This window comes from Streptococcus oralis (assembly GCF_901543815.1).
GTDB lineage: Bacteria > Bacillota > Bacilli > Lactobacillales > Streptococcaceae > Streptococcus > Streptococcus oralis_CM.
Window position 1 is genome coordinate 635917 of sequence record NZ_CABEIU010000002.1, and the last position, 23033, is coordinate 658949.

18 protein-coding genes are annotated in these 23033 nt (G+C 40.8%); 15 read left to right on the plus strand and 3 right to left on the minus strand.

Annotated features, from left to right (window positions below; all coding sequences use genetic code 11):
- Positions 1–49 precede the first annotated feature (49 nt).
- From FQT28_RS03165 to FQT28_RS03220, 12 genes are all read left to right on the plus strand, one after another.
- On the plus strand, positions 50–2539 hold the full coding sequence (locus tag FQT28_RS03165; protein ID WP_398575135.1) for a bifunctional DnaQ family exonuclease/ATP-dependent helicase: 2490 nt from the start codon (positions 50–52) through the stop codon (positions 2537–2539).
- A 5-nt stretch (positions 2540–2544) separates the two neighbouring features.
- Complete coding sequence (locus tag FQT28_RS03170) at positions 2545–3768, plus strand: FtsW/RodA/SpoVE family cell cycle protein (protein WP_125450237.1); 1224 nt, start codon at positions 2545–2547, stop codon at positions 3766–3768.
- 10 nt (positions 3769–3778) lie between these two features.
- Positions 3779–4333 (plus strand): DJ-1 family glyoxalase III, encoded by a 555-nt coding sequence (locus FQT28_RS03175; protein WP_143989392.1) that lies wholly within the window; start codon positions 3779–3781, stop codon positions 4331–4333.
- Between the two features lie 84 nt (positions 4334–4417).
- Positions 4418–4981, plus strand: a complete 564-nt coding sequence (locus tag FQT28_RS03180) for an HAD-IA family hydrolase (RefSeq protein ID WP_313769805.1) — start codon at positions 4418–4420, stop codon at positions 4979–4981.
- A 14-nt stretch (positions 4982–4995) separates the two neighbouring features.
- Entirely contained in the window at positions 4996–6942 is a 1947-nt protein-coding gene (gyrB, locus tag FQT28_RS03185) for a DNA topoisomerase (ATP-hydrolyzing) subunit B (protein ID WP_000134070.1), read from the plus strand.
- 80 nt (positions 6943–7022) lie between these two features.
- The gene (gene ezrA, locus FQT28_RS03190) at positions 7023–8750 is read left to right on the plus strand and encodes a septation ring formation regulator EzrA (protein WP_125450234.1); all 1728 of its coding nucleotides are present in this window, start codon (positions 7023–7025) and stop codon (positions 8748–8750) included.
- A 105-nt stretch (positions 8751–8855) separates the two neighbouring features.
- Positions 8856–10247: a peptidoglycan-N-acetylglucosamine deacetylase PgdA gene (gene pgdA / locus FQT28_RS03195; protein WP_143989394.1), complete on the plus strand. Its 1392-nt coding sequence runs from the start codon at positions 8856–8858 to the stop codon at positions 10245–10247.
- A gap of 80 nt (positions 10248–10327) precedes the next feature.
- Positions 10328–11170: an aldo/keto reductase gene (locus tag FQT28_RS03200; protein WP_132973011.1), complete on the plus strand. Its 843-nt coding sequence runs from the start codon at positions 10328–10330 to the stop codon at positions 11168–11170.
- A gap of 245 nt (positions 11171–11415) precedes the next feature.
- Positions 11416–12852: a P-loop ATPase, Sll1717 family gene (locus FQT28_RS03205; RefSeq protein WP_143989395.1), complete on the plus strand. Its 1437-nt coding sequence runs from the start codon at positions 11416–11418 to the stop codon at positions 12850–12852.
- A 352-nt stretch (positions 12853–13204) separates the two neighbouring features.
- The gene (gene glyQ / locus FQT28_RS03210) at positions 13205–14122 is read left to right on the plus strand and encodes a glycine--tRNA ligase subunit alpha (protein ID WP_000038733.1); all 918 of its coding nucleotides are present in this window, start codon (positions 13205–13207) and stop codon (positions 14120–14122) included.
- 263 nt (positions 14123–14385) lie between these two features.
- Positions 14386–16422, plus strand: a complete 2037-nt coding sequence (gene glyS / locus FQT28_RS03215; RefSeq protein ID WP_143989396.1) for a glycine--tRNA ligase subunit beta — start codon at positions 14386–14388, stop codon at positions 16420–16422.
- Between the two features lie 48 nt (positions 16423–16470).
- On the plus strand, positions 16471–16728 hold the full coding sequence (locus tag FQT28_RS03220) for a DUF896 family protein (RefSeq protein ID WP_000371290.1): 258 nt from the start codon (positions 16471–16473) through the stop codon (positions 16726–16728).
- A gap of 80 nt (positions 16729–16808) precedes the next feature.
- On the opposite strand, the gene FQT28_RS03225 is transcribed toward FQT28_RS03220, so the two are convergent.
- From FQT28_RS03225 to FQT28_RS03235, 3 genes are read right to left on the minus strand one after another with little or no spacing between them, the layout of a single operon-like run.
- A complete protein-coding gene (locus FQT28_RS03225; RefSeq protein ID WP_143989397.1) occupies positions 16809–18053 on the minus strand; it encodes an NAD(P)H-dependent oxidoreductase in 1245 nt (414 codons plus the stop codon).
- A gap of 17 nt (positions 18054–18070) precedes the next feature.
- Positions 18071–18676: an NADPH-dependent FMN reductase gene (locus FQT28_RS03230; protein ID WP_000915930.1), complete on the minus strand. Its 606-nt coding sequence runs from the start codon at positions 18674–18676 to the stop codon at positions 18071–18073.
- An 18-nt stretch (positions 18677–18694) separates the two neighbouring features.
- Positions 18695–19624 (minus strand): FAD:protein FMN transferase, encoded by a 930-nt coding sequence (locus FQT28_RS03235; RefSeq protein ID WP_143989398.1) that lies wholly within the window; start codon positions 19622–19624, stop codon positions 18695–18697.
- A 307-nt stretch (positions 19625–19931) separates the two neighbouring features.
- Between FQT28_RS03235 and nox the strand changes: the two genes are divergently transcribed.
- The 3 genes from nox to pdxT all read left to right on the plus strand — a co-directional run bounded on the left by nox (position 19932) and on the right by pdxT (position 23026).
- On the plus strand, positions 19932–21311 hold the full coding sequence (nox, locus tag FQT28_RS03240) for a H2O-forming NADH oxidase (RefSeq protein ID WP_143989399.1): 1380 nt from the start codon (positions 19932–19934) through the stop codon (positions 21309–21311).
- Positions 21312–21568: 257 nt separating this feature from the next.
- Entirely contained in the window at positions 21569–22444 is an 876-nt protein-coding gene (gene pdxS, locus FQT28_RS03250) for a pyridoxal 5'-phosphate synthase lyase subunit PdxS (protein WP_084973959.1), read from the plus strand.
- Positions 22445–23026 (plus strand): pyridoxal 5'-phosphate synthase glutaminase subunit PdxT, encoded by a 582-nt coding sequence (gene pdxT / locus FQT28_RS03255; RefSeq protein WP_143989400.1) that lies wholly within the window; start codon positions 22445–22447, stop codon positions 23024–23026.
- Positions 23027–23033 lie beyond the last annotated feature (7 nt).

The following is a 23033-nucleotide window of genomic DNA, read 5'->3' on the forward strand; positions in this document are numbered from 1 at the left end:
CAAAGTTGAGGGGTGTCAAATCATGCTTTTTTTGATATAATTTTTAATGATGAATGCGAGAAATGATCGGTATGTGGTCGTTGATTTAGAGGCGACCAGCACCGGAAGCAAGGCAAAAATTATTCAAGTAGGCATTGTGGTGATTGAGAATGGTGAAATCATCGATCAGTATGCGACCGATGTTAATCCCCACGAACCCTTGGATTCTCATATCAAAGAATTAACAGGTCTGACCGATCAGCGTTTGGCTGAGGCACCAGAGTTTTCTCAGGTGGCTGGAAAAATTTTTGAATTGGTTAAGGACGGTGTTTTTGTTGCGCACAATGTACAGTTTGATGCCAACCTTCTTGCAGAATTTCTCTTTTTTGAAGGATATGAATTGCGCACACCGCGGGTGGATACAGTTGAGCTAGCCCAAGTTCTATATCCTCAGTTTGAAAAATACAATCTAGGTATCCTTTGTCAAGAGTTGGGCATTGAACTAGAACAGGCCCATACTGCCCTGTCAGATGCTCAGGCGACAGCAGAACTCTTGCTTTACATGCGTCAAAAGCTTTTTGAGCTACCTAAAGGGCTCTTAGAAAGCTTGTTAAACCTTGCAGACAACCTTCTCTACGAAAGTTATTTGGTGATTGAGGAGGTTTACCAGCAGCAATCTCTCCTTGCTTCTCCAGAATTGATAGAACTCCATGGGCTTTTCCTGAGAAAGGAAAGTCAAGCATTAGTACCACGCAGGTTATCGAAAGATTTTGCTAAAAACATTTCTTTATTGGGGCTGGAGGAGCGTCCGCAACAGTTGGAATTTGCGGAGAAGGTTGAGCACTTATTGGAAGAACACCAGACTTCCTTTATCCAAGCTCAAACGGGATTGGGTAAGACTTACGGCTATCTCCTTCCAGCTTTGAATTTGAAGAGTGATGCAGGGATTTTAGTGAGTGTTCCGACCAAAATTCTCCAAAATCAGATCATGCAAGAAGAAGGACAGCGTTTAAAAGAGGTTTTTCATCTGGAGATTCATAGTCTCAAGGGTCCTCAAAATTATTTAAAACTGGATGCCTTTCACCGAGTTCTCCACCGATCGGAGTCCAATCGCCTTTTTACACGCTTTAAAATGCAACTGCTCATCTGGCTTACAGAGACAGAGACTGGTGACTTGGACGAAATCGGGCAGCTTTATCGCTACCAGCACTTTCTGCCTGAACTAGTCCACGATGGCAAGTTTTCAAAGAAAAGTTTATTTGCTACAGAGGATTTTTGGAAACGAGGGCAGGAAAAGGCCAAGACCAGTCGTGTTCTCTTGACAAATCATGCCTATCTGGTCACTCGTTTGGAAGACAATCCAGAGTTTGTCGACAACCGTTTGGTGATCTTGGATGAAGCTCAAAAAATGCTGCTAGCTCTTGAAAATCTAGCCCAGCAGGCTTATCGACTTGAGGATCTTGTAACTCAAATTGATAAGTCCTTAGAGATAGAGGAAGATTTGGTTCAGAAACGCTTGCTTGAGAGTATTGGTTTTGAATGTCGTTACTTGATGGAGCACTATCAGTCGGGCCTTAAGAATGGAAAGTGGTTGGATTCTCTTGAACAGTTGCGCCAGCATTTTTCGGAGCTAGCTCTCCCAGAGTATAGAGATCTTGCAAACTTTTTCACGTCGGACCGTGAATTTTGGCTTGCTACAGCAGAAAAATCGAGCAAGGATGTCCTGATTTGTTCAAGCAAAAAAGGCCGCTTTATACTAGCAGATTTATTGCCAGAAGATTGTAGGCTCCTAGGAGTATCGGCCACTCTTGAAATCAGCAATCGGGTTTCCTTAGCAGATCTATTGGGATTTCCAGGTGTTCCGCTTGTTAGGCTTGATGTAGCAAAGCAGGCCCAACAAGAAGTCTTTCTAGTCAATGACTTTCCTCTCGTTACTGAAGTTTCGCCTTTTGACTATGCTAATGAAGTGGCTTCTGTTATCCGAAGGTTACAAGCCTTTCAAGAACCCTTATTGGCTTTGTTTACTTCAAAAGAGATGTTGCTGGCAGTTTCGGATTTGCTCGACCAACCGCATCTGGCTCAGTATAAAAATGGGGAACCAAGTCAACTGAAAAAACGTTTTGAAAAAGGCGAACGCCAGATCTTGCTCGGAACAGGTAGTTTCTGGGAAGGAGTTGATTTTTCAATCCATCCTTGCGTAATCCAAGTGATTCCGAGATTGCCTTTCCAAAATCCCCAAGAACCCTTAACCAAAAAATTAAACCAAGAACTGCGCCAAGAAGGGAAAAATCCTTTTTATGATTATCAGTTGCCGATGGCTATCATTCGGCTAAAACAAGCATTAGGTCGTACTGTTAGACGGCCTGACCAAGGTTCGGTTGCTGTAATCTTAGACAGTCGTGTTGTCAGCAAGCGTTATGGCAAACAAATTGCCCAAACCTTGTCAAAAGAAAGAACTGTTCGGGTCCTTGCTAGAGATCAGCTAGAGCCTGCTGTAGCTGATTTTCTCCAATCCCGTCGCAATAGAATGAAAGAAAAATCCAAGAAAGAGAAAAGGTAAAAAATATGAAACGTTCCTTCGACTCTCGAGTCGATTATAGCCTCCTTCTACCAGTGTTTTGTTTACTGGTGATTGGAGTAGTGGCCATTTATATAGCAGTTAGTCATGACTATCCAAATAATGTGTTACCAATACTAGGCCAGCAAATCGCTTGGATTTCCTTGGGCCTTGTCATTGGATTTGTGGTCATGTTCTTTAATACCGAGTTTTTATGGAAAGTGACTCCCTATCTTTATGGTCTAGGGCTAGCTTTGATGGTCCTACCTCTTGTTTTCTACAACCCAAATCTTGTAGCGTCAACAGGTGCCAAGAACTGGGTATCAATCGGTGGAACGACACTTTTCCAGCCATCGGAGTTCATGAAGATTTCCTATATCTTGATGTTGGCTCGTGCCATTGTAAGATTCACTCAAAAACACAAGGAATGGCGACGGACTATTCCCTTGGATTTCCTATTGATTGGTTGGATGATTGCCTTTACCATACCAGTCTTGATCCTCTTAGCCCTACAAAGTGACTTAGGGACTGCCTTGGTCTTTGTAGCTATTTTTGCAGGTATGGTTCTCCTTTCAGGGGTTTCGTGGAAGATTATCATTCCAGTTTTTGTTACAGGAGTAACTGCAGTAGCAGGCTTTCTAGCGATTTTTATCAGTAAAGATGGACGTGCCTTCTTGCATCAGATTGGGATGCCAACTTACCAGATCAACCGCATCTTGGCTTGGCTCAATCCCTTTGACTTTGCGCAAACAACGACTTACCAACAGGCGCAGGGGCAAATTGCGATTGGAAGTGGTGGCTTGTTTGGACAAGGTTTCAATGTGTCCAATCTCCTCATTCCAGTACGTGAAAGTGATATGATTTTCACCGTAATTGCTGAAGACTTTGGCTTCATTGGTTCAGTCTTTGTGGTTGCTCTGTACTTGCTTCTTATTTATCGGATGTTGAAGATTACACTTAAGTCAAACAACCAGTTCTACACCTACATTTCGACTGGATTTATCATGATGTTGCTCTTCCATATCTTTGAAAATATCGGTGCCGTGACAGGCTTACTTCCTTTGACAGGGATTCCTCTGCCTTTCATTTCTCAAGGGGGCTCCGCAATTATTAGTAACCTCATCGGTGTCGGTCTCCTCTTGTCTATGAGTTACCAGACCAACCTAGCGGAGGAGAAAAGTGGAAAAGTTCCATTCAAACGAAAGAAAGTCGTCCTAAAACAAATCAAATAAGGAGGCCACTATGGCAAAAGTAGCAGTTATCTTAGCCCAGGGTTTTGAAGAAATTGAAGCCTTGACAGTAGTTGATGTCTTGCGTCGAGCAAACATTTCATGCGATATGGTAGGATTTGAAGAGCAGGTGACAGGATCACATGGCATTCAGGTAAAAGCCGACCGTATCTTTGATGGCGATTTATCCGACTATGACTTGGTAGTTCTTCCTGGTGGTATGCCAGGCTCAGATCACCTACGGGATAATCAAGCCCTCATTTCACAGATTAAAGCCTTTGACCAAGCAGGAAAGAAAGTTGCAGCTATCTGTGCAGCTCCAATCGCCCTCCATCAAGCAGGTGTCCTGAAAGACAAGCACTTTACCTGTTATGACGGTGTTCAGGAAAACATCAGTGACGGAATTTACCGAAAGGAAACAGTAGTTGTGGATGGCAATCTAACAACTAGCCGAGGACCGTCAACCGCACTTGCCTTTGCCTATGAGTTGGTAGAGCAGTTGGGAGGAGATGCTGAAAGTTTACGAGTCGGCATGCTCTATCGAGATGTCTTTGAAAATCAACAGTAAAACGAGGGTTAAACTCTCGTTTTTTGCTTGGAAAAATCTAGGAAATCATCGCTTTTTTCGTAAAAAAATGGTATAATGAAGGGTATGAAATATCACGACTACATATGGGATTTAGGCGGCACCCTATTGGATAATTATGAGACTTCTACAGCAGCCTTTGTAGAAACCTTAGCCCAATACGGAATAGAGCAAGAACACGACCGTGTTTACGAAGCCTTGAAGGTTTCGACAGCTTTTGCCATCGAGAAGTTTGCCCCAAACATCGAGGATTTTTTAGAAAACTACAAAGAAAATGAAGCGCGTGAGCTAGAGCACCTAGTCTTGTTTGAGGGAATTCCTGAGTTACTCAAAGACATCTCTGACAAGGGTGGTCGTCATTTTTTGGTTTCTCATCGAAATGACCAAGTGCTAGAACTTCTTGCCAAGACCCAGATAGCGAACTACTTCACAGAAGTAGTGACTGCCAGTTCAGGCTTCAAACGAAAACCAGATCCTGAGTCCATGATTTATTTACGTGATAAATATCATATTACATCTGGTTTGGTCATTGGTGACAGAAATATTGATGTAGAAGCAGGTAAAGCTGCTGGCTTAGATGCCTATCTTTTTAAAAACGTTGCGACATTGAGACAAGCAATAGACATGTAAGAAAAAGGAAAAAAATGACAGAAGAAATCAAAAATCAACAGGCACAGGATTACGATGCCAGTCAAATTCAAGTTTTGGAGGGGCTGGAAGCCGTTCGTATGCGTCCAGGTATGTATATTGGATCGACTTCAAAAGAAGGTCTTCACCATCTAGTATGGGAAATTGTTGATAACTCAATTGACGAAGCCCTGGCTGGATTTGCCAGTCATATCCAAGTCTTTATTGAGCCAGATAATTCCATCACTGTTGTGGATGATGGTCGTGGAATTCCTGTTGACATTCAGGAAAAGACAGGACGTCCCGCTGTTGAGACCGTCTTTACAGTCCTTCACGCTGGAGGAAAATTCGGTGGTGGCGGATATAAGGTATCAGGTGGTCTCCACGGGGTAGGTTCATCAGTAGTAAACGCTCTTTCAACGCAACTAGATGTTCATGTTCACAAAAACGGCAAAATTCATTACCAAGAATACCGTCGTGGTCATGTTGTTGCAGATCTTGAGGTGGTTGGAGATACAGATAAAACTGGAACAACAGTTCATTTCACACCGGACCCAGAGATTTTTACAGAAACAACGACCTTTGATTTTGACAAATTAAACAAACGTATTCAAGAACTAGCCTTTTTGAACCGAGGTCTTCGAATCTCCATCACAGATAAGCGTGAAGGTCTTGAACAGACTAAACATTACCACTATGAGGGTGGGATTGCTAGCTACGTTGAATATATCAACGAGAACAAGGATGTTATCTTTGATACACCAATCTACACAGACGGTGAGATGGATGATATCACAGTTGAAGTAGCCATGCAGTACACAACTGGTTACCACGAAAACGTCATGAGTTTCGCCAATAACATTCATACCCATGAAGGTGGTACGCATGAGCAAGGTTTCCGTACAGCATTGACGCGTGTTATCAACGATTATGCTCGCAAGAATAAACTGCTAAAAGACAATGAAGACAACCTGACAGGGGAAGATGTCCGTGAAGGCTTGACTGCAGTTATCTCAGTTAAACATCCAAATCCGCAGTTTGAAGGACAAACCAAGACCAAACTGGGAAATAGCGAAGTGGTTAAGATCACCAATCGCCTCTTCAGCGATGCCTTTTCTGATTTCCTCATGGAGAATCCGCAGATCGCTAAGCGCATCGTGGAAAAAGGGATTTTGGCTGCCAAGGCTCGTGTAGCTGCCAAGCGTGCGCGCGAAGTCACTCGCAAGAAATCTGGTTTGGAAATTTCCAATCTGCCAGGAAAACTAGCGGATTGTTCTTCGAACAACCCTGCGGAAACAGAACTCTTTATCGTTGAGGGAGACTCAGCTGGTGGGTCAGCTAAATCTGGTCGTAACCGTGAATTCCAAGCTATCCTTCCAATTCGTGGTAAGATCTTGAACGTTGAAAAAGCTAGCATGGATAAAATCCTTGCAAACGAAGAAATTCGGAGTCTCTTCACAGCCATGGGGACAGGATTTGGTGCAGAATTTGATGTCACTAAGGCTCGTTACCAAAAACTCGTTTTGATGACTGATGCCGATGTTGATGGTGCCCACATTCGAACACTCCTGCTAACCTTGATTTACCGCTACATGAAACCAATCTTAGAGGCTGGTTATGTCTACATTGCCCAACCGCCAATCTATGGGGTTAAAGTTGGAAGTGAGATCAAAGAATACATTCAACCTGGTGCAGATCAAGAAATTAAACTCCAAGAAGCCTTAGCACGTCACAGTGAAGGGCGTTCAAAACCAACCATCCAACGTTATAAAGGTCTGGGAGAAATGGATGACCACCAATTGTGGGAAACAACCATGGATCCAGAACATCGCTTGATGGCGCGTGTTTCGGTAGATGATGCTGCCGAAGCAGATAAAATCTTTGATATGTTGATGGGTGACCGAGTTGAACCTCGCCGTGAATTTATCGAAGAAAATGCCGTTTACAGTACCCTTGACGTCTAAAAAATGTGGGAAATAGTTCCCATGACCTAAAAAATATGATATAATCAATACGATTGTTTCTAGTATAAAAGGAGTTTGATATGTCTAATGGACAACTAATTTATCTAATGGTTGCGATTGCAGTCATTTTGATTCTGGCTTATGTAGCGGCAATCTTCCTACGTAAGCGTAATGTAAGTAGATTGACGGCCCTCGAAGAAAGAAAAGAAGAACTCTACAACCTTCCTGTAAATGATGAGGTTGAAGCGGTTAAAAACATGCACTTGATTGGTCAAAGTCAGGTAACCTTCCGTGAATGGAATCAAAAATGGGTTGATTTATCCCTTAACTCATTTGCTGATATTGAAAATAACCTGTTTGAGGCTGAAGGCTATAATAATTCTTTTCGCTTTTTCAAAGCGACTCACCAAATCGATCAAATCGAAAGTCAAATTGATTTAATTGAAGAAGACATTGCGGCGATTCGCAATGCGCTTTCAGAGCTTGAAAAACAAGAGTCTAAGAATAGCGGACGTGTTCTGCATGCTTTGGACTTATTTGAAAATCTGCAACATACCGTAGCAGAAAATTCGGAACAGTATGGTAAAGCCCTTCCTGAAATTGAGAAACAATTGGAAAATATTCAGTCAGAGTTTTCTCAATTTGTAACCTTGAACTCTTCAGGTGACCCAGTTGAAGCTGCAGCGATTCTTGATTCAACTGAAAATCATATTCTCGCTTTGACACATATCGTTGATCGTGTTCCATCTCTCGTGAAGACTTTGTCAACAGAACTTCCAGAACAATTGGAAGATTTGGAGGAAGGCTACCGTAAACTCTTGGATGCTAATTATCACTTCACTGAAACGGACATCGAGTCACGCTTCCAACTTTTACATGAATCCTTGAAAAATAATCAAGAAAACATCCGCCAGTTGGAATTGGATAATGCAGAGTATGAAAATACACAAATCCAAGAAGAGATTAATGCGCTCTACGATATCTTCACGCGTGAAATAGCTGCCCAAAAAGTCGTTGAAAGTCTCCTTTCAACGCTTCCAACCTACCTCAATCACTTGAAAGAAAATAATCAGGTTTTGGTTCAAGACCTTGAGCGCTTGAATAAAACTTATCTTCTCCCAGAAAGTGATGGGAACCATGTCCGCCGTCTTCAAGCTGAATTGTCAGGGCTTGATACAGCGATCACAGAGGCAACTGAAGATCAGACAGAACCTACTCAAGCCTACTCTGTTTTAGAGGAGCAGCTTAATTCACTTCAAAGTAATCTAAAAGACATTGAAGACGAACAAGTTTCTGTTAGTGAACGCCTAGCTCAAATCGAAAAAGACGACATCAATGCTCGTCAGAAAGCCAATGTCTATGTGAATCGCTTGCATACTATCAAACGCTACATGGAAAAGAGAAACTTACCGGGTATTCCTCAAAGTTTCTTGAAACTTTTCTTTACTGCAAGCCATAACACAGAAGATCTGATGGCAGAGTTAGAACAAGCACAAGTTAATATTGAATCAGTTAAACGAATTCTTGAAATTGCGACCCATGACATGGAGGCTCTTGAAACAGAAACCTACAATATTGTTCAATACGCGACCTTGACGGAGCAACTCTTGCAGTATTCAAACCGTTACCGTTCATTTGATGAGCGTATCCAGCAAGCTTTCAATGAAGCACTTGAAATTTTTGAAAAAGAATTTGACTACAAGGCATCATTTGAGAAGATTTCTCAGGCCTTGGAAGTTGCAGAACCAGGAGTCACAAATCGCTTTGTTTCTTCTTATGAAAAAACACGTGAAGCGATTCGCTTCTAATACCTGAAAAGCTTAGATCATCTAGGCTTTTTATTATTTCTTTCAAAAATAGAAGAATATCGATTTATCATTGAAATTATAGTTCTGATTTGATATGATGGAGGTATGAAGAAAAATAGAGAGAAGCGTGTTTCCCACGATAAAAAGAGAAATGTATTACTGGTTTTAGTAGGTATTTTAAGTCTTGCTATGATCTGCCTAGGTAGCGTGATTGGTTACAAGATTTTGCAGAAACAGTCCTATGAACAGAAAATTGAAGCGCTAAAAAGTGAAAAAGATCAACAATTCAACGTAGGCAGTCAGAGAGACCATTTCCGAAAAGGTCAAGCTGAAGTGATTGTCTACTACCCTCTTCAAGGAGAGGAAGTCATTGCATCTGTTAGAGAAAAGATCAACCAGGATATCAAAGAAAAGCTAGAAGATAAAGAGGATTTGGTCTTTTATTATACCGAGCAATTGGATTCTGTTTTAAAGGGAGTTGTGGCTCGTAATATTAGTAAGCAAGTTTACGATTTGTCTGCAGCAAAGGTTGAAGAAAAAGAAAAGACGTCTTTAGGAAAAATTTTCTTGACAGAAGATGGAAAAATTTTTACTCTTAGTCAACTTTTCAAAGATGCGACCAAGGCTAAGGAACTCTTGCTGAGTCAAATCAAATCAACTATAGAAGATAAGAAACTTGACCAGACAAAAATGGATCAGGTCCTAAAAAACTTTACAGACCAAGATTTGTCGTCATGGAGCTTTGATTATAAAGATAGTCAAATCATCCTTTATCCTGCTGACCCAGGGGAGACTCTGGAGGAAATTGCTTTACCAATATCCAGTTTCTTTGATGTGTTGGAGTCCTCTTATCTATTAGAAAAGGATGCTGAACTTTACCAAGCTTACTTTGCTCAGAAAAATAAAAAAGTTGTAGCTTTGACCTTTGATGATGGCCCAAATCCATCTACAACTACACAAGCTTTGGATACATTAGCTAAGTATAATGTAAAGGCGACTTTCTTTGTACTTGGTAAAAACATTGCTGGCAATGAAGATCTTCTGAAACGAATGAAATCAGAAGGACATGTTGTGGGAAACCATAGCTGGGATCATCCCGTTCTTTCCAAATTGTCTCTGGAAGATGCTAAAAAACAAATCACGGATACGGAAGATGCCTTGACCAAAGTTTTAGGTTCGAGTTCTAAACTTATGCGACCTCCTTACGGAGCGATTACAGATGATATTCGTAATAGTCTGGATTTGAGTTTTATCATGTGGAATGTAGATAGTTTGGACTGGAAGAGCAAGAATGAATCTGCTATTTTAACAGAGATTCAGCATCAGGTTCGTAATGGATCGATTGTTCTTATGCATGATATTCACGGCGCTACAGTTAATGCTCTTCCAAAGATTATAGAATATCTGAAAGAGCAAGGTTATACATTTGTGACTATTCCGGAAATGCTTAATTCTCGCTTGAAAGCTCACGAAATGTATTACGATCGTGATCAATGATTTTAAAATCTAAAGGAGCAAGTGTGCTGATAATCAGGACTTTGTTTCTTTAGATTTTCTTCACATAGAAAGGAAAAAATATGAAATCATATACGCTAAATAATGGAGTTTCAATTCCTGTACTAGGATTTGGAACATGGAAGGCTGAAAATGGAGAGGTGGCCTACCAAGCCGTTTTAGAAGCCTTAAAGGCTGGTTATCGACATATCGATACTGCAGCTATCTATAAAAATGAGGAAAGTGTTGGTCGTGCTATTCGAGATAGCGGTATTCCACGTCAAGAAATCTTTGTAACGACCAAACTCTGGAATACCAATCACAGCTATGATGAAGCTCGCCAAGCATTTGAAGAATCAATGGAAAAACTGGGATTGGATTATCTAGATTTGTACCTTATCCATTGGCCAAATCCAAAACCACTAAGAGAAAATGACGAATGGAAAACTCGTAATGCTGAAGTCTGGAGAGCGATGGAGGACCTTTACAAAGAGGGCAAAATCCGTGCCATCGGTGTTAGTAATTTCCTTCCCCATCATTTGGATGCCTTGCTTGAGACAGCAAGAGTCATTCCAGCGGTTAATCAGGTGCGCTTAGCGCCAGGGGTTTATCAAGAGGAAGTGGTTGACTACTGTAAAGAGAAAGGAATTCTCTTAGAGGCTTGGGGACCATTTGGGCAAGGAGAGTTGTTTGATAAGAAGGAAGTCCAAGAAATTGCTGCTAAGCATGGGAAATCAGTTGCTCAAATTGCCTTGGCTTGGAGTTTGGCAGAAGAGTTTTTACCGTTACCCAAGTCAGTAACAGCCTCTCGCATCCAGAGTAATCTTGATTGTTTTGGGATTGAACTCAGCAAAGAAGAGCGAGAGGTCCTAAAGACGATTTCAGTGATTTCGAGCGCACCTCGTGTGGATGAGATGGATTTTTAGAAAGTAAGAAAAAGAATTGTAAATTTTCTCTCTTTCTGATATAATAATCAACAAGAAAGAAAGTCTTATGGCGTTCTTCAAGCGAGCTTGGGATAGTGGGAGCCAAGTAGGACAAGGTAAGAAACTGGCGCTTTCTGTCGTATTTTTAAAAACAATGAAGTAATAAATTAGGGTGGAACCGCGTTTCTGACGCCCCTAGGTCACTTGACTTAGGGCGTAGAGACACGGTTTTTTTGGAGGAAATAGTGAATAAACAAGTTGGTTTTTTGAGAAAGCTTGATTCTGAGTGGAAAATTGAAGCAAAAGATGAAGATGTAAAATATTTTTATCATACTGAAGAAACGACACAAGTTTTGAATGGTGAAAAAAGTATGATTATCGGAAGGAAGGGTGAAGGAAAAACAGCAATCGCAACTTTTATTCATAAGAATGTAGGAGCTGGGTCACATGCTGAGAAACTATCATTTAAAAACTTTCCGTTTAATTTCATTTATAGTTATACTGATAATAGATTTTCTAAACCCAGTCAATATACAACATTTTGGAAATACTTAATATATGCTTCTATATGTAAACAAATGATTGGTGATTCTAAAGTTGATTCAAAATTTAGAAACAATCTGGAGAAATTATTCCCCCAAAAGAATAATAGAAATAGATTAAAGAATTTAATTTCAAGGATAACAGTGAAAGAATTTGGATTGCAAGTTTGTAGTACAGGATTCAATATTGGTTTAGAGAAAAGTAAAGATGAATTAGAATGGATAGATGTAGTAGAAATTCTGGAAGATTTAGTCATTAATAATCTTCCAGAGGAATCAAAATATTATGTTGTTTTTGATGAGTTAGATGAAGATTATAAAGATTTTGCAAGCACTGATGAAGCTCAAAATTATTTTGATCTTATTACAGGACTGTTTAAGGCAGTGAACGAGACTAGAAATATTTTCCAAGATGAACAACTACCAGTCTATCCTGTTGTTTTTCTGAGATCAGATATTTTTCAAAGAATAAATTATTCTGATAAAAATAAGTGGAGTGATTATTTAATCAATCTAGAGTGGACTTCTGAAAAATTGCATAGATTAATTCAATCTCGTATTAATGTATTGACAGAAAATCAAAGTAAAACATTCCATGAAGCATGGGAAAAAATAGTGATGAATAAAGAAGTCAAAATGGGAAACCAACAAAATTCTAAGATGAGTTCTATTGACTATATTCTAAGGAGTACTCATAATAGGCCCAGAGATGTTATAAAATATTTGAAAGAAGCTTCTAAAATCGCCCTAAGGAATAATTGTAGTGTAATAGGACCTAGGCATATTAAGGAGGCAGATGCTTCATTTTCGGAATATATGAGGCAGGAAATTAGCGATGAAATTTATTCTGTTTTACCAGAATATAATGAAATATTCTCTATTCTTTCTACTATAAGAAAACAAACTTTTAACCCAAAGGACTTTGTCGAGATTTATCAAGAAAAAGTTAAACATGAGAAATTAATAGATAGAGGAGCAGAGAATGTTTTAAAAATTTTATTTGACTTCAGTGTTATTGGTAATAAACCTTCAATAAAGAGTAAACAAATTTTTAAGTATGAGAATGAATCTTCAAGATTTAATTTTAGAGAAAATATTATTGTGCATAGAGGTTTCTATAAAGCACTTCAAATTTTTTAACAAAGTATAGATAGTATAAACAAGAAATGAATATCTCTGTTAAAAACCATTTTATTGACCAAGGTTAATAAAACAGTTTTTATGTGGAGTTGATACGTACTTTATTAGCTTTTCAGAATAGAATTCCTTTTTTCTTTTGAAATGCATACAAAATTTATAATTAATAAGAGGAATAACAATGTCTAAGAAATTAACATTTCACTGCGTCAGTGGCAGAGACCTCCTTACAGTCGGGCTGCCCCACGCTCAGCACTAGAGTGCCTGAGCTAGACGCAGTACTAACTCGTCTTGCCTCGTATAATTGACGAGGCAGACTCGTGTCGCAAGTAATTTATAAAAAAAGGAGTAAATAATGTCTAAAAAATTGACTTTCCAGGAAATCATCCTTACTTTGCAACAATTTTGGAATGACCAAGGTTGTATGCTTATGCAGGCTTATGATAATGAAAAAGGTGCGGGGACAATGAGTCCTTACACTTTCCTTCGTGCTATTGGGCCTGAGCCATGGAATGCGGCTTATGTAGAGCCATCACGTCGTCCTGCTGACGGTCGTTACGGGGAAAACCCTAACCGTCTCTACCAACACCACCAATTCCAAGTGGTTATGAAGCCTTCTCCATCAAATATCCAGGAACTTTACCTTGAGTCTTTGGAAAAATTGGGTATCAATCCTTTGGAACACGATATTCGTTTCGTTGAAGATAACTGGGAAAACCCATCAACTGGATCAGCTGGTCTTGGTTGGGAAGTTTGGCTTGATGGGATGGAAATCACTCAGTTCACTTATTTCCAACAAGTTGGTGGATTGGCAACTGGCCCTGTGACTGCTGAAGTTACCTATGGTTTGGAACGCTTGGCTTCTTATATTCAAGAGGTTGATTCTGTCTATGATATCGAGTGGGCTGATGGTGTAAAATATGGAGAAATCTTTATCCAGCCTGAGTACGAGCACTCAAAATATTCATTTGAAATTTCGGATCAAGAAATGTTGCTTGAAAACTTTGATAAGTTTGAAAAGGAAGCTGGTCGTGCCTTGGAAGAGGGCTTGGTTCACCCTGCCTATGACTATGTTCTCAAATGTTCACACACCTTTAACCTGCTTGACGCGCGTGGTGCCGTATCCGTAACTGAACGTGCAGGCTATATCGCTCGTATCCGTAACTTGGCTCGTGTCGTAGCCAAAACCTTTGTCGCAGAACGCAAACGCCTAGGCTACCCACTTTTAGATGAAGCAACACGAGCTAAACTCTTAGCAGAAGACGCAGAATAGTAAGTAATACTGTGCTCTAAAATCGTTAAAGGCAAGTCGAAGACTTGCTAGAGGGATATGCACCGCCGTACTGTTGTGTGGGGATTTTTGAAACCTTGGATTCAAAAATCAGTCAGCTAAATCCACTTTGATGAGACTGTTGGAAATCTTAGTTTATTTGGTATAAGATTTCCTTACAGACACACAAAAGTTAGTTAGCGACGTCCCCAGTACCTAAGGTGCATATCAAAAGAAAAGATTGAAGAAGATGTAAAGGAAAAAACATGACAAAAAACTTATTAGTAGAACTCGGTCTTGAAGAGTTACCAGCCTATGTAGTAACTCCAAGTGAAAAACAACTAGGTGAAAAAATGGCGACCTTCCTCAAGGAAAATCGTCTTTCCTTTGAAGCCGTTCAAACCTTCTCAACACCACGTCGTTTGGCTGTTCGTGTGACTGGTCTTGCAGACAAACAGTCTGATTTGACAGAAGATTTCAAGGGTCCAGCAAAGAAAATTGCCTTGGATAGTGATGGAAACTTCACCAAAGCGGCTCAAGGATTTGTCCGTGGGAAAGGCTTAACGGTTGAAGATATTGAATTCCGTGAAATCAAGGGTGAAGAATATGTCTATGTTACCAAGGAAGAAGTGGGGCAACCAGTTGAAGCCATTGTTCCAGGTGTAGTAGATGTCTTGAAGTCATTGACATTCCCTGTCAGCATGCACTGGGCTAACAACACTTTTGAATATATCCGCCCTGTTCACACTTTAACTGTTCTTTTAGATGAAGAAGAATTTGACTTGGATTTCCTTGATATCAAGGGCGGTCGTGTAAGCCGTGGCCATCGTTTCCTGGGACAAGAAACTAAGATTCAATCAGCATTGAGCTACGAAGAAGATCTTCGTAAGCAGTTTGTAATCGCGGATCCACGTGAACGTGAGCAAATGATTATTGACCAAATCAAGGCAATCGAAGCTGAACATGGTGTACGCATCGAAATTGATGCTGACTTGCTGAACGAAGTCTTGAACTTGGTTGAATACCCAACTGCCTTCATGGGAAGTTTTGATGCCAAATACCTTGAAGTTCCAGAAGAAGTTTTGGTGACTTCGATGAAGGAACACCAACGTTACTTTGTTGTTCGTGATCAGGATGGCAAGCTCTTGCCAAACTTCATTTCTGTTCGTAATGGAAACGCAGAGCATTTGGAAAATGTCATCAAGGGAAATGAAAAAGTTTTAGTTGCCCGCTTGGAAGACGGAGAATTCTTCTGGCGTGAAGACCAAAAATTGGTCATTTCTGACCTTGTTGAAAAATTGAACCATGTGACCTTCCACGAAAAGATTGGTTCCCTTCGTGAACACATGATTCGTACAGGTCAGATTGCCATTCTCTTGGCAGAAAAGGCTGGCTTGTCAGTGGATGAAACGGTTGACCTTGCTCGTGCAGCAGCCATTTACAAGTTTGACTTGTTGACGGGTATGGTTGGTGAGTTTGATGAACTCCAAGGTATTATGGGTGAGAAATATGCCCTTCTTGCTGGGGAAACTCCAGCAGTTGCAGCTGCTATTCGTGAACACTACATGCCTACATCAGCCGAAGGCGAACTTCCAGAGAGCAAGGTTGGAGCCATTCTAGCCATTGCAGACAAATTGGATACGATTTTGAGTTTCTTCTCAGTAGGCTTGATTCCATCAGGTTCTAATGACCCTTATGCCCTTCGTCGTGCGACGCAAGGTGTGGTTCGTATCTTGGATGCCTTTGGTTGGCACATTGCTATGGATGAGCTGATCGATAGCCTTCATGCTTTGAAATTTGACAGCTTGACTTATGCAAATAAAGCAGAAGTCATGGACTTTATCAAGGCTCGTGTTGATAAGATGATGGGTTCTACTCCAAAAGACATTAAGGAAGCTGTCCTTGCAAGTTCGAACTTTGTTGTGGCAGATATGCTAGAAGCAGCAAATGCTCTCGTAGAAGCAAGCAAGGAAGAAAACTTCAAACCGTTTGTTGAATCCCTCTCACGTGTCTTTAACTTGGCTGAAAAAGCCGAAGGGACTGATACTGTTGATCCTGCTCTCTTTGAGAATGAAGAAGAGAAAGCCTTGTCGGAAGCAGTAGAATCACTTGTTTTATCAGGTACTGCAAGTCAGCAATTAGAACAACTCTTTGCACTTAGCCCAATTATTGATGCTTTCTTTGAAAATACCATGGTAATGGCCGAAGATCAGACTGTCCGACAAAATCGCTTGGCTATCTTGTCGCAATTAACCAAGAAAGCCGCTAAACTTGCACGTTTCAATCAAATTAATACCAAATAAAAAATAAAATCTGTTAAACGGATTAAACCTTATCACAAAGGAGAAGAAATGGATCCGAAAAAAATCGCTCGTATCAACGAGCTTGCCAAAAAGAAAAAAACAGAAGGCTTAACTTCTGCTGAAAAAGTGGAACAAGCTAAACTTCGTGAGGAGTACATCGAAGGCTATCGTCGTTCTGTTCGTCACCATATTGAAGGAATTAAAATTGTGGACGAGGAAGGAAATGACGTCACACCAGAAAAACTACGTCAGGTACAACGTGAAAAAGGTTTACACGGCCGTAGTATAGATGATCCTAACTCATAAAATGAAAGGGGGTTGTAGATGATTTACATTCCCCTTTTCTGTTGTAATAAAAAAGAGCCATTTGGCTCCTTTTTGGTTTCTTAGTTGCTTGCACCAGAAGTAGCGTCAGCCCCACCACCGTGGCCTCCAGCATCCCCTGAATCAGAAGCGCCAGAAGTAGCATCGGCGTCTCCATGACCTCCAGCAGCAGGAGCGAATGGACCGCTACCGCCTACCAAACGTTGACCAGTTTCTTTTAGGTACCAGTCAAGCCATGGTTGGAAGTTAAAGACGATTTCATTGATACCAGCGTATGATCCATCAGGATAGTACATTGCTTGGTAGTTGTGGGTGTTGATGACACCTGCAGGAGAACCTGGAACGATAGTACGGACGTATTCTTGGTTTCCGTTGCGAAGTGTTCCGATAACCCACTCTACATTCTTCATACGTGCTGGTGGAAGAGAATTGTGAACAGTCGACATACGGCTACCTGATTGAGGTGGTACACGTTTAGCAAACATGGTGTCTGGATCTTGGTGAGCGTTGTTGTAGTAGAGGAATTGGTTGTTGTCGTCAGCGTATGTCAATTCAAATGGCATAGCTTTCAAGAACATATCAATTTGGTTAACTGTCAAGATACCGTGGTCCAATTTGACATAGGTATCACCAGAAACAGCTTCAGTGATTGCTGCAACTTTTTCTACCCATTCTGGATCGTCAGGATCAACTTCTGTAATGGTTGTTGCAATTGGTTTTCCACAATCCAAGTCTTCTGGTTCGATTGGTTTTGGTTTTTTCAATTTCGAAACGACTCCTACGTATTTTACAAAGTTATCTAAGCAAGTTTCAAGGAATTTAACAGTGCCTTCGTTGGTGATATTTCCGTTGTTATCAAAAGCTTCCTTAGCTTTACCAAGAAGGAATTCATTCCCTGGAAGTGTGTAGGCGTTGACACCGGGAGCGTCAAGGATCTTACGAAGGTGAACTTGGGCACGTGATGTTCCTTGGTCATAGTATGATGCACCCACAATCATAACAGGTTTGTTTTCAAATGGATGAACTTCGTATGAAAGCCATTCAAGTACAGATTTGAGAGAAGCTGAGATAGTGTGGTTGTGCTCAGGAGTGGCGATAATGACACCATCAGCACGTGTAATCTTGTTATACAAGAAACGCAATTGGAAGCTTTCGTCCCATTTTTCGTCTTGGTTAAACATTGGAACTTCGTCGATTTCAAGAACTTCTAATTCAAATTTGAATTTGAAATTGCGACGGATAAATTCCAAGAGTTTGCGGTTATATGATTGATCGTAGTTTGATCCAACAAGTCCAACAAATTTCATTCTTTCGGTCTCCTATCTTACAAATTTTCCCAGTCAAATTCTTCAGCGTCTTTGCGAAGCAATTCTTGTGCATTGCGCAATTTTTCAGTAATCTTCACAAAGATACGGAAGTCATCAAAGATGGCATCCAATTTCTTGATGACGTCAAGGTCAACCAAGTCCCCACTTGGGTTAAATGCTTGAAGAGAGTGTGAAAGCAAGAATTCATCTGGAAGAACATTTGCCTTAATTTCAGGAGCGTTCAAGATTTGACGAAGTTGCAATTGGGCACGAGATGAACCAAGTGTACCATAGGAAGCACCAGTGATCATGATTGGTTTGTTCAAAAGTGGGTAGATACCGTAAGATAGCCAAGCAAGAGCACTCATCAAAACTGCAGGGATAGAGTGGTCGTACTCAGGAGTACCGATAATGACACCATCAGCCTCTTCAATTTTAGCTGCAATTTCAAGAATTTCAGCGGGAAGAAGTTTATCTGCAGGTTTGTTGAAAACAGGGATATCCTTGATTTCAACGAGTTCAATTTCAGCTTTATCCGCAAAGTGTTTTTGCATGTATTGGAGCAATTGGCGGTTTGTAGAACGTTTAGAGTTCGTTCCAACAATGGCAATAAGTTTTAGCATGAGATTTCCTTTCTCTTTTTACATAATACAATTTTGAAGGCCTGAAGAACAAGCAAGGTGTCCCTCTTTGTCGATGAGGATGGCTTCAATACCATCTAAACTTTCGACCTGCCAGAGGATAGAAGCGCTTCGTTCTCCGAAAAGGCGTGTTGTCCAAATCTCACCATCAACGGATTTATCAGAGACAATCGTTAGGCTAGCAAGATCGGTTTCGACAGGAAATCCTGTCTTACTATCAAAGATATGGTGATAGTCTTTTCCATCTATTGTCAGGTGGCGTTCATAGATACCTGAAGTGACAACGGATTTGTTAGAAGCAGGAATGGTTAGGAGATGATTGCCACGAGGATTTCGCGGATCTTGAATACCAATCTGCCAGGCATTCCCTTCTTTGGCTTGGTTATTCCCGATGGTGAGGATATTTCCTCCGAGATTGATCAAGGCAGAAGTGACACCGTGCTCTTTCAAATACTGAGCAACCTTATCTGCACTATAGCCCTTGGCTAAACAACCTAAATCAAGCTTCATTCCTTTCTTCTCTAAAAAAACAGTAGAGTTAGTCGGATCTAACTTGATAAAATGCGGGTCAACTAGAGGCAAGACAGCTTCTATTTCATTTGGCTTTGGAAGCCGTGCATCTGCAAAACCGATTCGCCAAGTTTGAATCAAGGGACCGATACTGATATTTAGATGGCTAGAGGGAGCTAGACTATGCTCGAGTCCAAGAGCAATCAGTTCAAATAGGTCAGGATGAACCTTAACAGGCGTGATTCCAGCCTGGTAGTTGATTTCCATCAGTTCGGATTCTTGACTGTTGGCGTTGAAGCGGTATTCGAGCTCCTTGAGCAAGTCAAAAGCGCCCTGAAGCAGGGTTTCTGCCTGCTCATCTACTAATGAAATCGTGATAGTTGTTCCCATCAGCCGTTCAGAACGAGAACGAAGAGGCAAGCTACCAACTCCTTTCTTCTTGTAGGAAATCATTCAAGATAAGTCAGATTAATAGAAAATTTAACCCCTTACATTTTCTTTCCATGTATCTAGCATACCATAAAGTCAGCGTTTTCACAAATAAATTTTAACAAAAGTCAAGAAATATGCTCAAAATTAATATGAAAACGATAGAAAAATAAGGTCTGTTAATATTAAGTGTATTTTTTTCTGAAAAAAAGAGAATTCTGAGCAAATGCCTTGTAAACGCTAACAGTAAATGATATACTAGAAAGGTAAATCAAAAATTAAAGGTAGGAATTTTTCTATGAGTAAAATCGTTGTAGTTGGTGCTAACCACGCTGGAACAGCTTGTATTAATACGATGTTGGACAACTTCGGACATGAGAACGAAATCGTAGTATTTGACCAAAACTCAAATATTTCATTCCTTGGTTGTGGAATGGCGCTTTGGATTGGGGAACAAATTGATGGCCCAGAAGGTCTCTTCTACTCTGATAAAGAAAAATTGGAAGCAAAAGGTGCTAAAGTTTACATGAACGCACCAGTTCTTTCAATTGACTACGATAACAAAGTTGTGACAGCAGAAGTTGAAGGTCAAGAACACAAAGAGTCTTATGATAAATTGATCTTTGCGACTGGTTCAACTCCAATCTTGCCTCCAATCGAAGGTGTTGAAATCGTTAAGGGTAACCGCGAATTCAAAGCGACCCTTGAAAATGTTCAATTTGTTAAGTTGTACCAAAACGCTGAAGAAGTTATTGAAAAACTTGAGGACAAGAGCAAACACCTTGAGCGCATTGCCGTTGTTGGTGGTGGTTATATCGGTGTAGAACTTGCCGAAGCCTTTGAGCGTCTTGGAAAAGAAGTGGTGCTTGTTGACATCGTAGACACTGTTTTGAACGGCTACTATGACAAAGACTTCACTCAAATGATGGCGAAAAACTTGGAAGACCACAACATCCGCTTGGCTCTTGGTCAAACAGTTAAAGCTATCCAGGGTGACGGTAAAGTAGAACGCTTGGTGACAGACAAAGAAACATTTGATGTGGATATGGTTGTTCTTGCAGTTGGTTTCCGTCCTAACACAGCTCTTGCTGATGGTAAGATTGAACTCTTCCGCAACGGTGCCTTCCTTGTAGACAAGAAACAAGAAACTTCAATCCCAGGTGTTTATGCAGTAGGTGACTGTGCGACTGTTTATGACAACGCTCGTAAAGACACTAGCTACATCGCGCTTGCATCTAACGCTGTACGTACTGGTATTGTTGGTGCTTATAACGCTTGTGGTCATGAATTGGAAGGAATCGGAGTTCAAGGATCAAACGGTATCTCTATCTACGGTCTTCACATGGTTTCGACTGGTTTGACTCTTGAAAAAGCCAAAGCTGCAGGCTATAATGCAACTGAAACTGGCTTTAACGATCTTCAAAAACCAGAATTTATCAAACATGACAACCACGAAGTTGCCATCAAGATTGTCTTTGACAAAGACAGCCGCGAAATTCTAGGTGCACAAATGGTGTCACATGATGCTGCTATCAGTATGGGAATCCACATGTTCTCACTTGCTATCCAAGAGCATGTAACCATTGATAAATTGGCTTTGACAGACCTATTCTTCTTGCCACACTTCAACAAACCATACAACTACATCACAATGGCTGCACTTACAGCTGAAAAATAAAATTTGATGGACTATCTGGCCTTAGGTTAAGGTCAGATAGTTTTTTAGTTATACTCTTCGAAAATCAAATTCAAACCACGTCAGCTTCGCCTTACCGTACTCAAGTACAGCCTGCGGCTAGCTTCCTAGTTTGCTCTTTGATTTTCATTGAGTATCAATCTGTACCCATACAATTATCCTTTTTTTATCTTGTACTTCATTCTAATCTGCCTTAAAATGAAATGGTAGCTACCAATACAAATGATGAGGATTAAGAAATGACTGAAAATCGTTATGAACTAAATAAAAATTTGGCACAGATGCTCAAAGGCGGTGTTATCATGGATGTGCAGAACCCTGAACAGGCTCGTATCGCAGAGGCTGCTGGTGCGGCAGCTGTTATGGCCTTGGAGCGGATTCCAGCTGATATTCGTGCAGCTGGTGGAGTTTCCCGTATGAGCGATCCAAAGATGATTAAGGAAATCCAAAAAGCGGTCAGTATTCCAGTGATGGCCAAGGTTAGAATCGGGCATTTTGTTGAAGCTCAGATTTTAGAGGCTATTGAGATTGACTATATCGATGAGAGTGAAGTGCTGTCTCCAGCTGATGACCGTTTCCATGTGGACAAGAAAGAATTTCAGGTTCCTTTTGTCTGTGGAGCTAAGGACTTGGGTGAAGCCTTGCGTCGTATCGCTGAAGGAGCTTCCATGATTCGTACCAAAGGAGAACCGGGTACAGGAGACATCGTTCAAGCCGTTCGTCATATGCGCATGATGAATCAAGAAATTCGCCGTATTCAAAATCTACGTGAAGATGAGCTCTATGTGGCTGCCAAGGACTTGCAAGTCCCTGTTGAATTGGTCCAATACGTCCACGAACATGGAAAATTGCCAGTTGTAAACTTCGCGGCTGGAGGTGTGGCAACACCAGCAGATGCTGCGCTGATGATGCAATTGGGTGCAGAGGGTGTCTTTGTCGGTTCAGGTATTTTCAAATCAGGAGATCCTGTTAAACGAGCAAGTGCCATTGTCAAAGCGGTAACCAACTATCAAAATCCTCAAATTCTAGCACAAATCTCTGAAGACCTAGGGGAAGCCATGGTTGGTATCAATGAGAATGAAATTCAAATTCTCATGGCAGAGCGAGGAAAATAGATGAAAATTGGAATATTAGCCTTGCAAGGCGCCTTTGCAGAACATGCAAAAGTGTTAGATAAACTAAAGGTAGACAGTGTCGAAATCAGAAATTTAGATGATTTTCAACAACATCAGAGTGACTTGGTGGGTTTGATATTACCTGGCGGTGAGTCTACAACAATGGGCAAGCTCTTGCGTGACCAGAACATGCTACTTCCCATCCGAGAAGCTATTCTTTCTGGACTACCAGTCTTTGGAACTTGTGCGGGCTTAATTTTGCTGGCTAAGGAAATCATTTCTCAGGAAGAAAGTCATCTAGCGACTATGGACATAGTAGTTGAGCGTAATGCTTATGGGCGCCAACTAGGAAGCTTCTATACAGAGGCAGAATGTAAGGGAGTCGGTCAGATTCCCATGACTTTTATCCGTGGACCGATTATCAGCAGTGTTGGAGAGGGTGTAGAAATTCTAGCAACAGTTGATGATCAAATCGTTGCTGCGCAAGAAAAAAATATGCTGGTAACTTCTTTTCATCCAGAATTGACAGATGATGTTCGCTTGCACCAGTACTTTATCAATATGTGTAAAGAAAAAAGTTGAGAAAAGA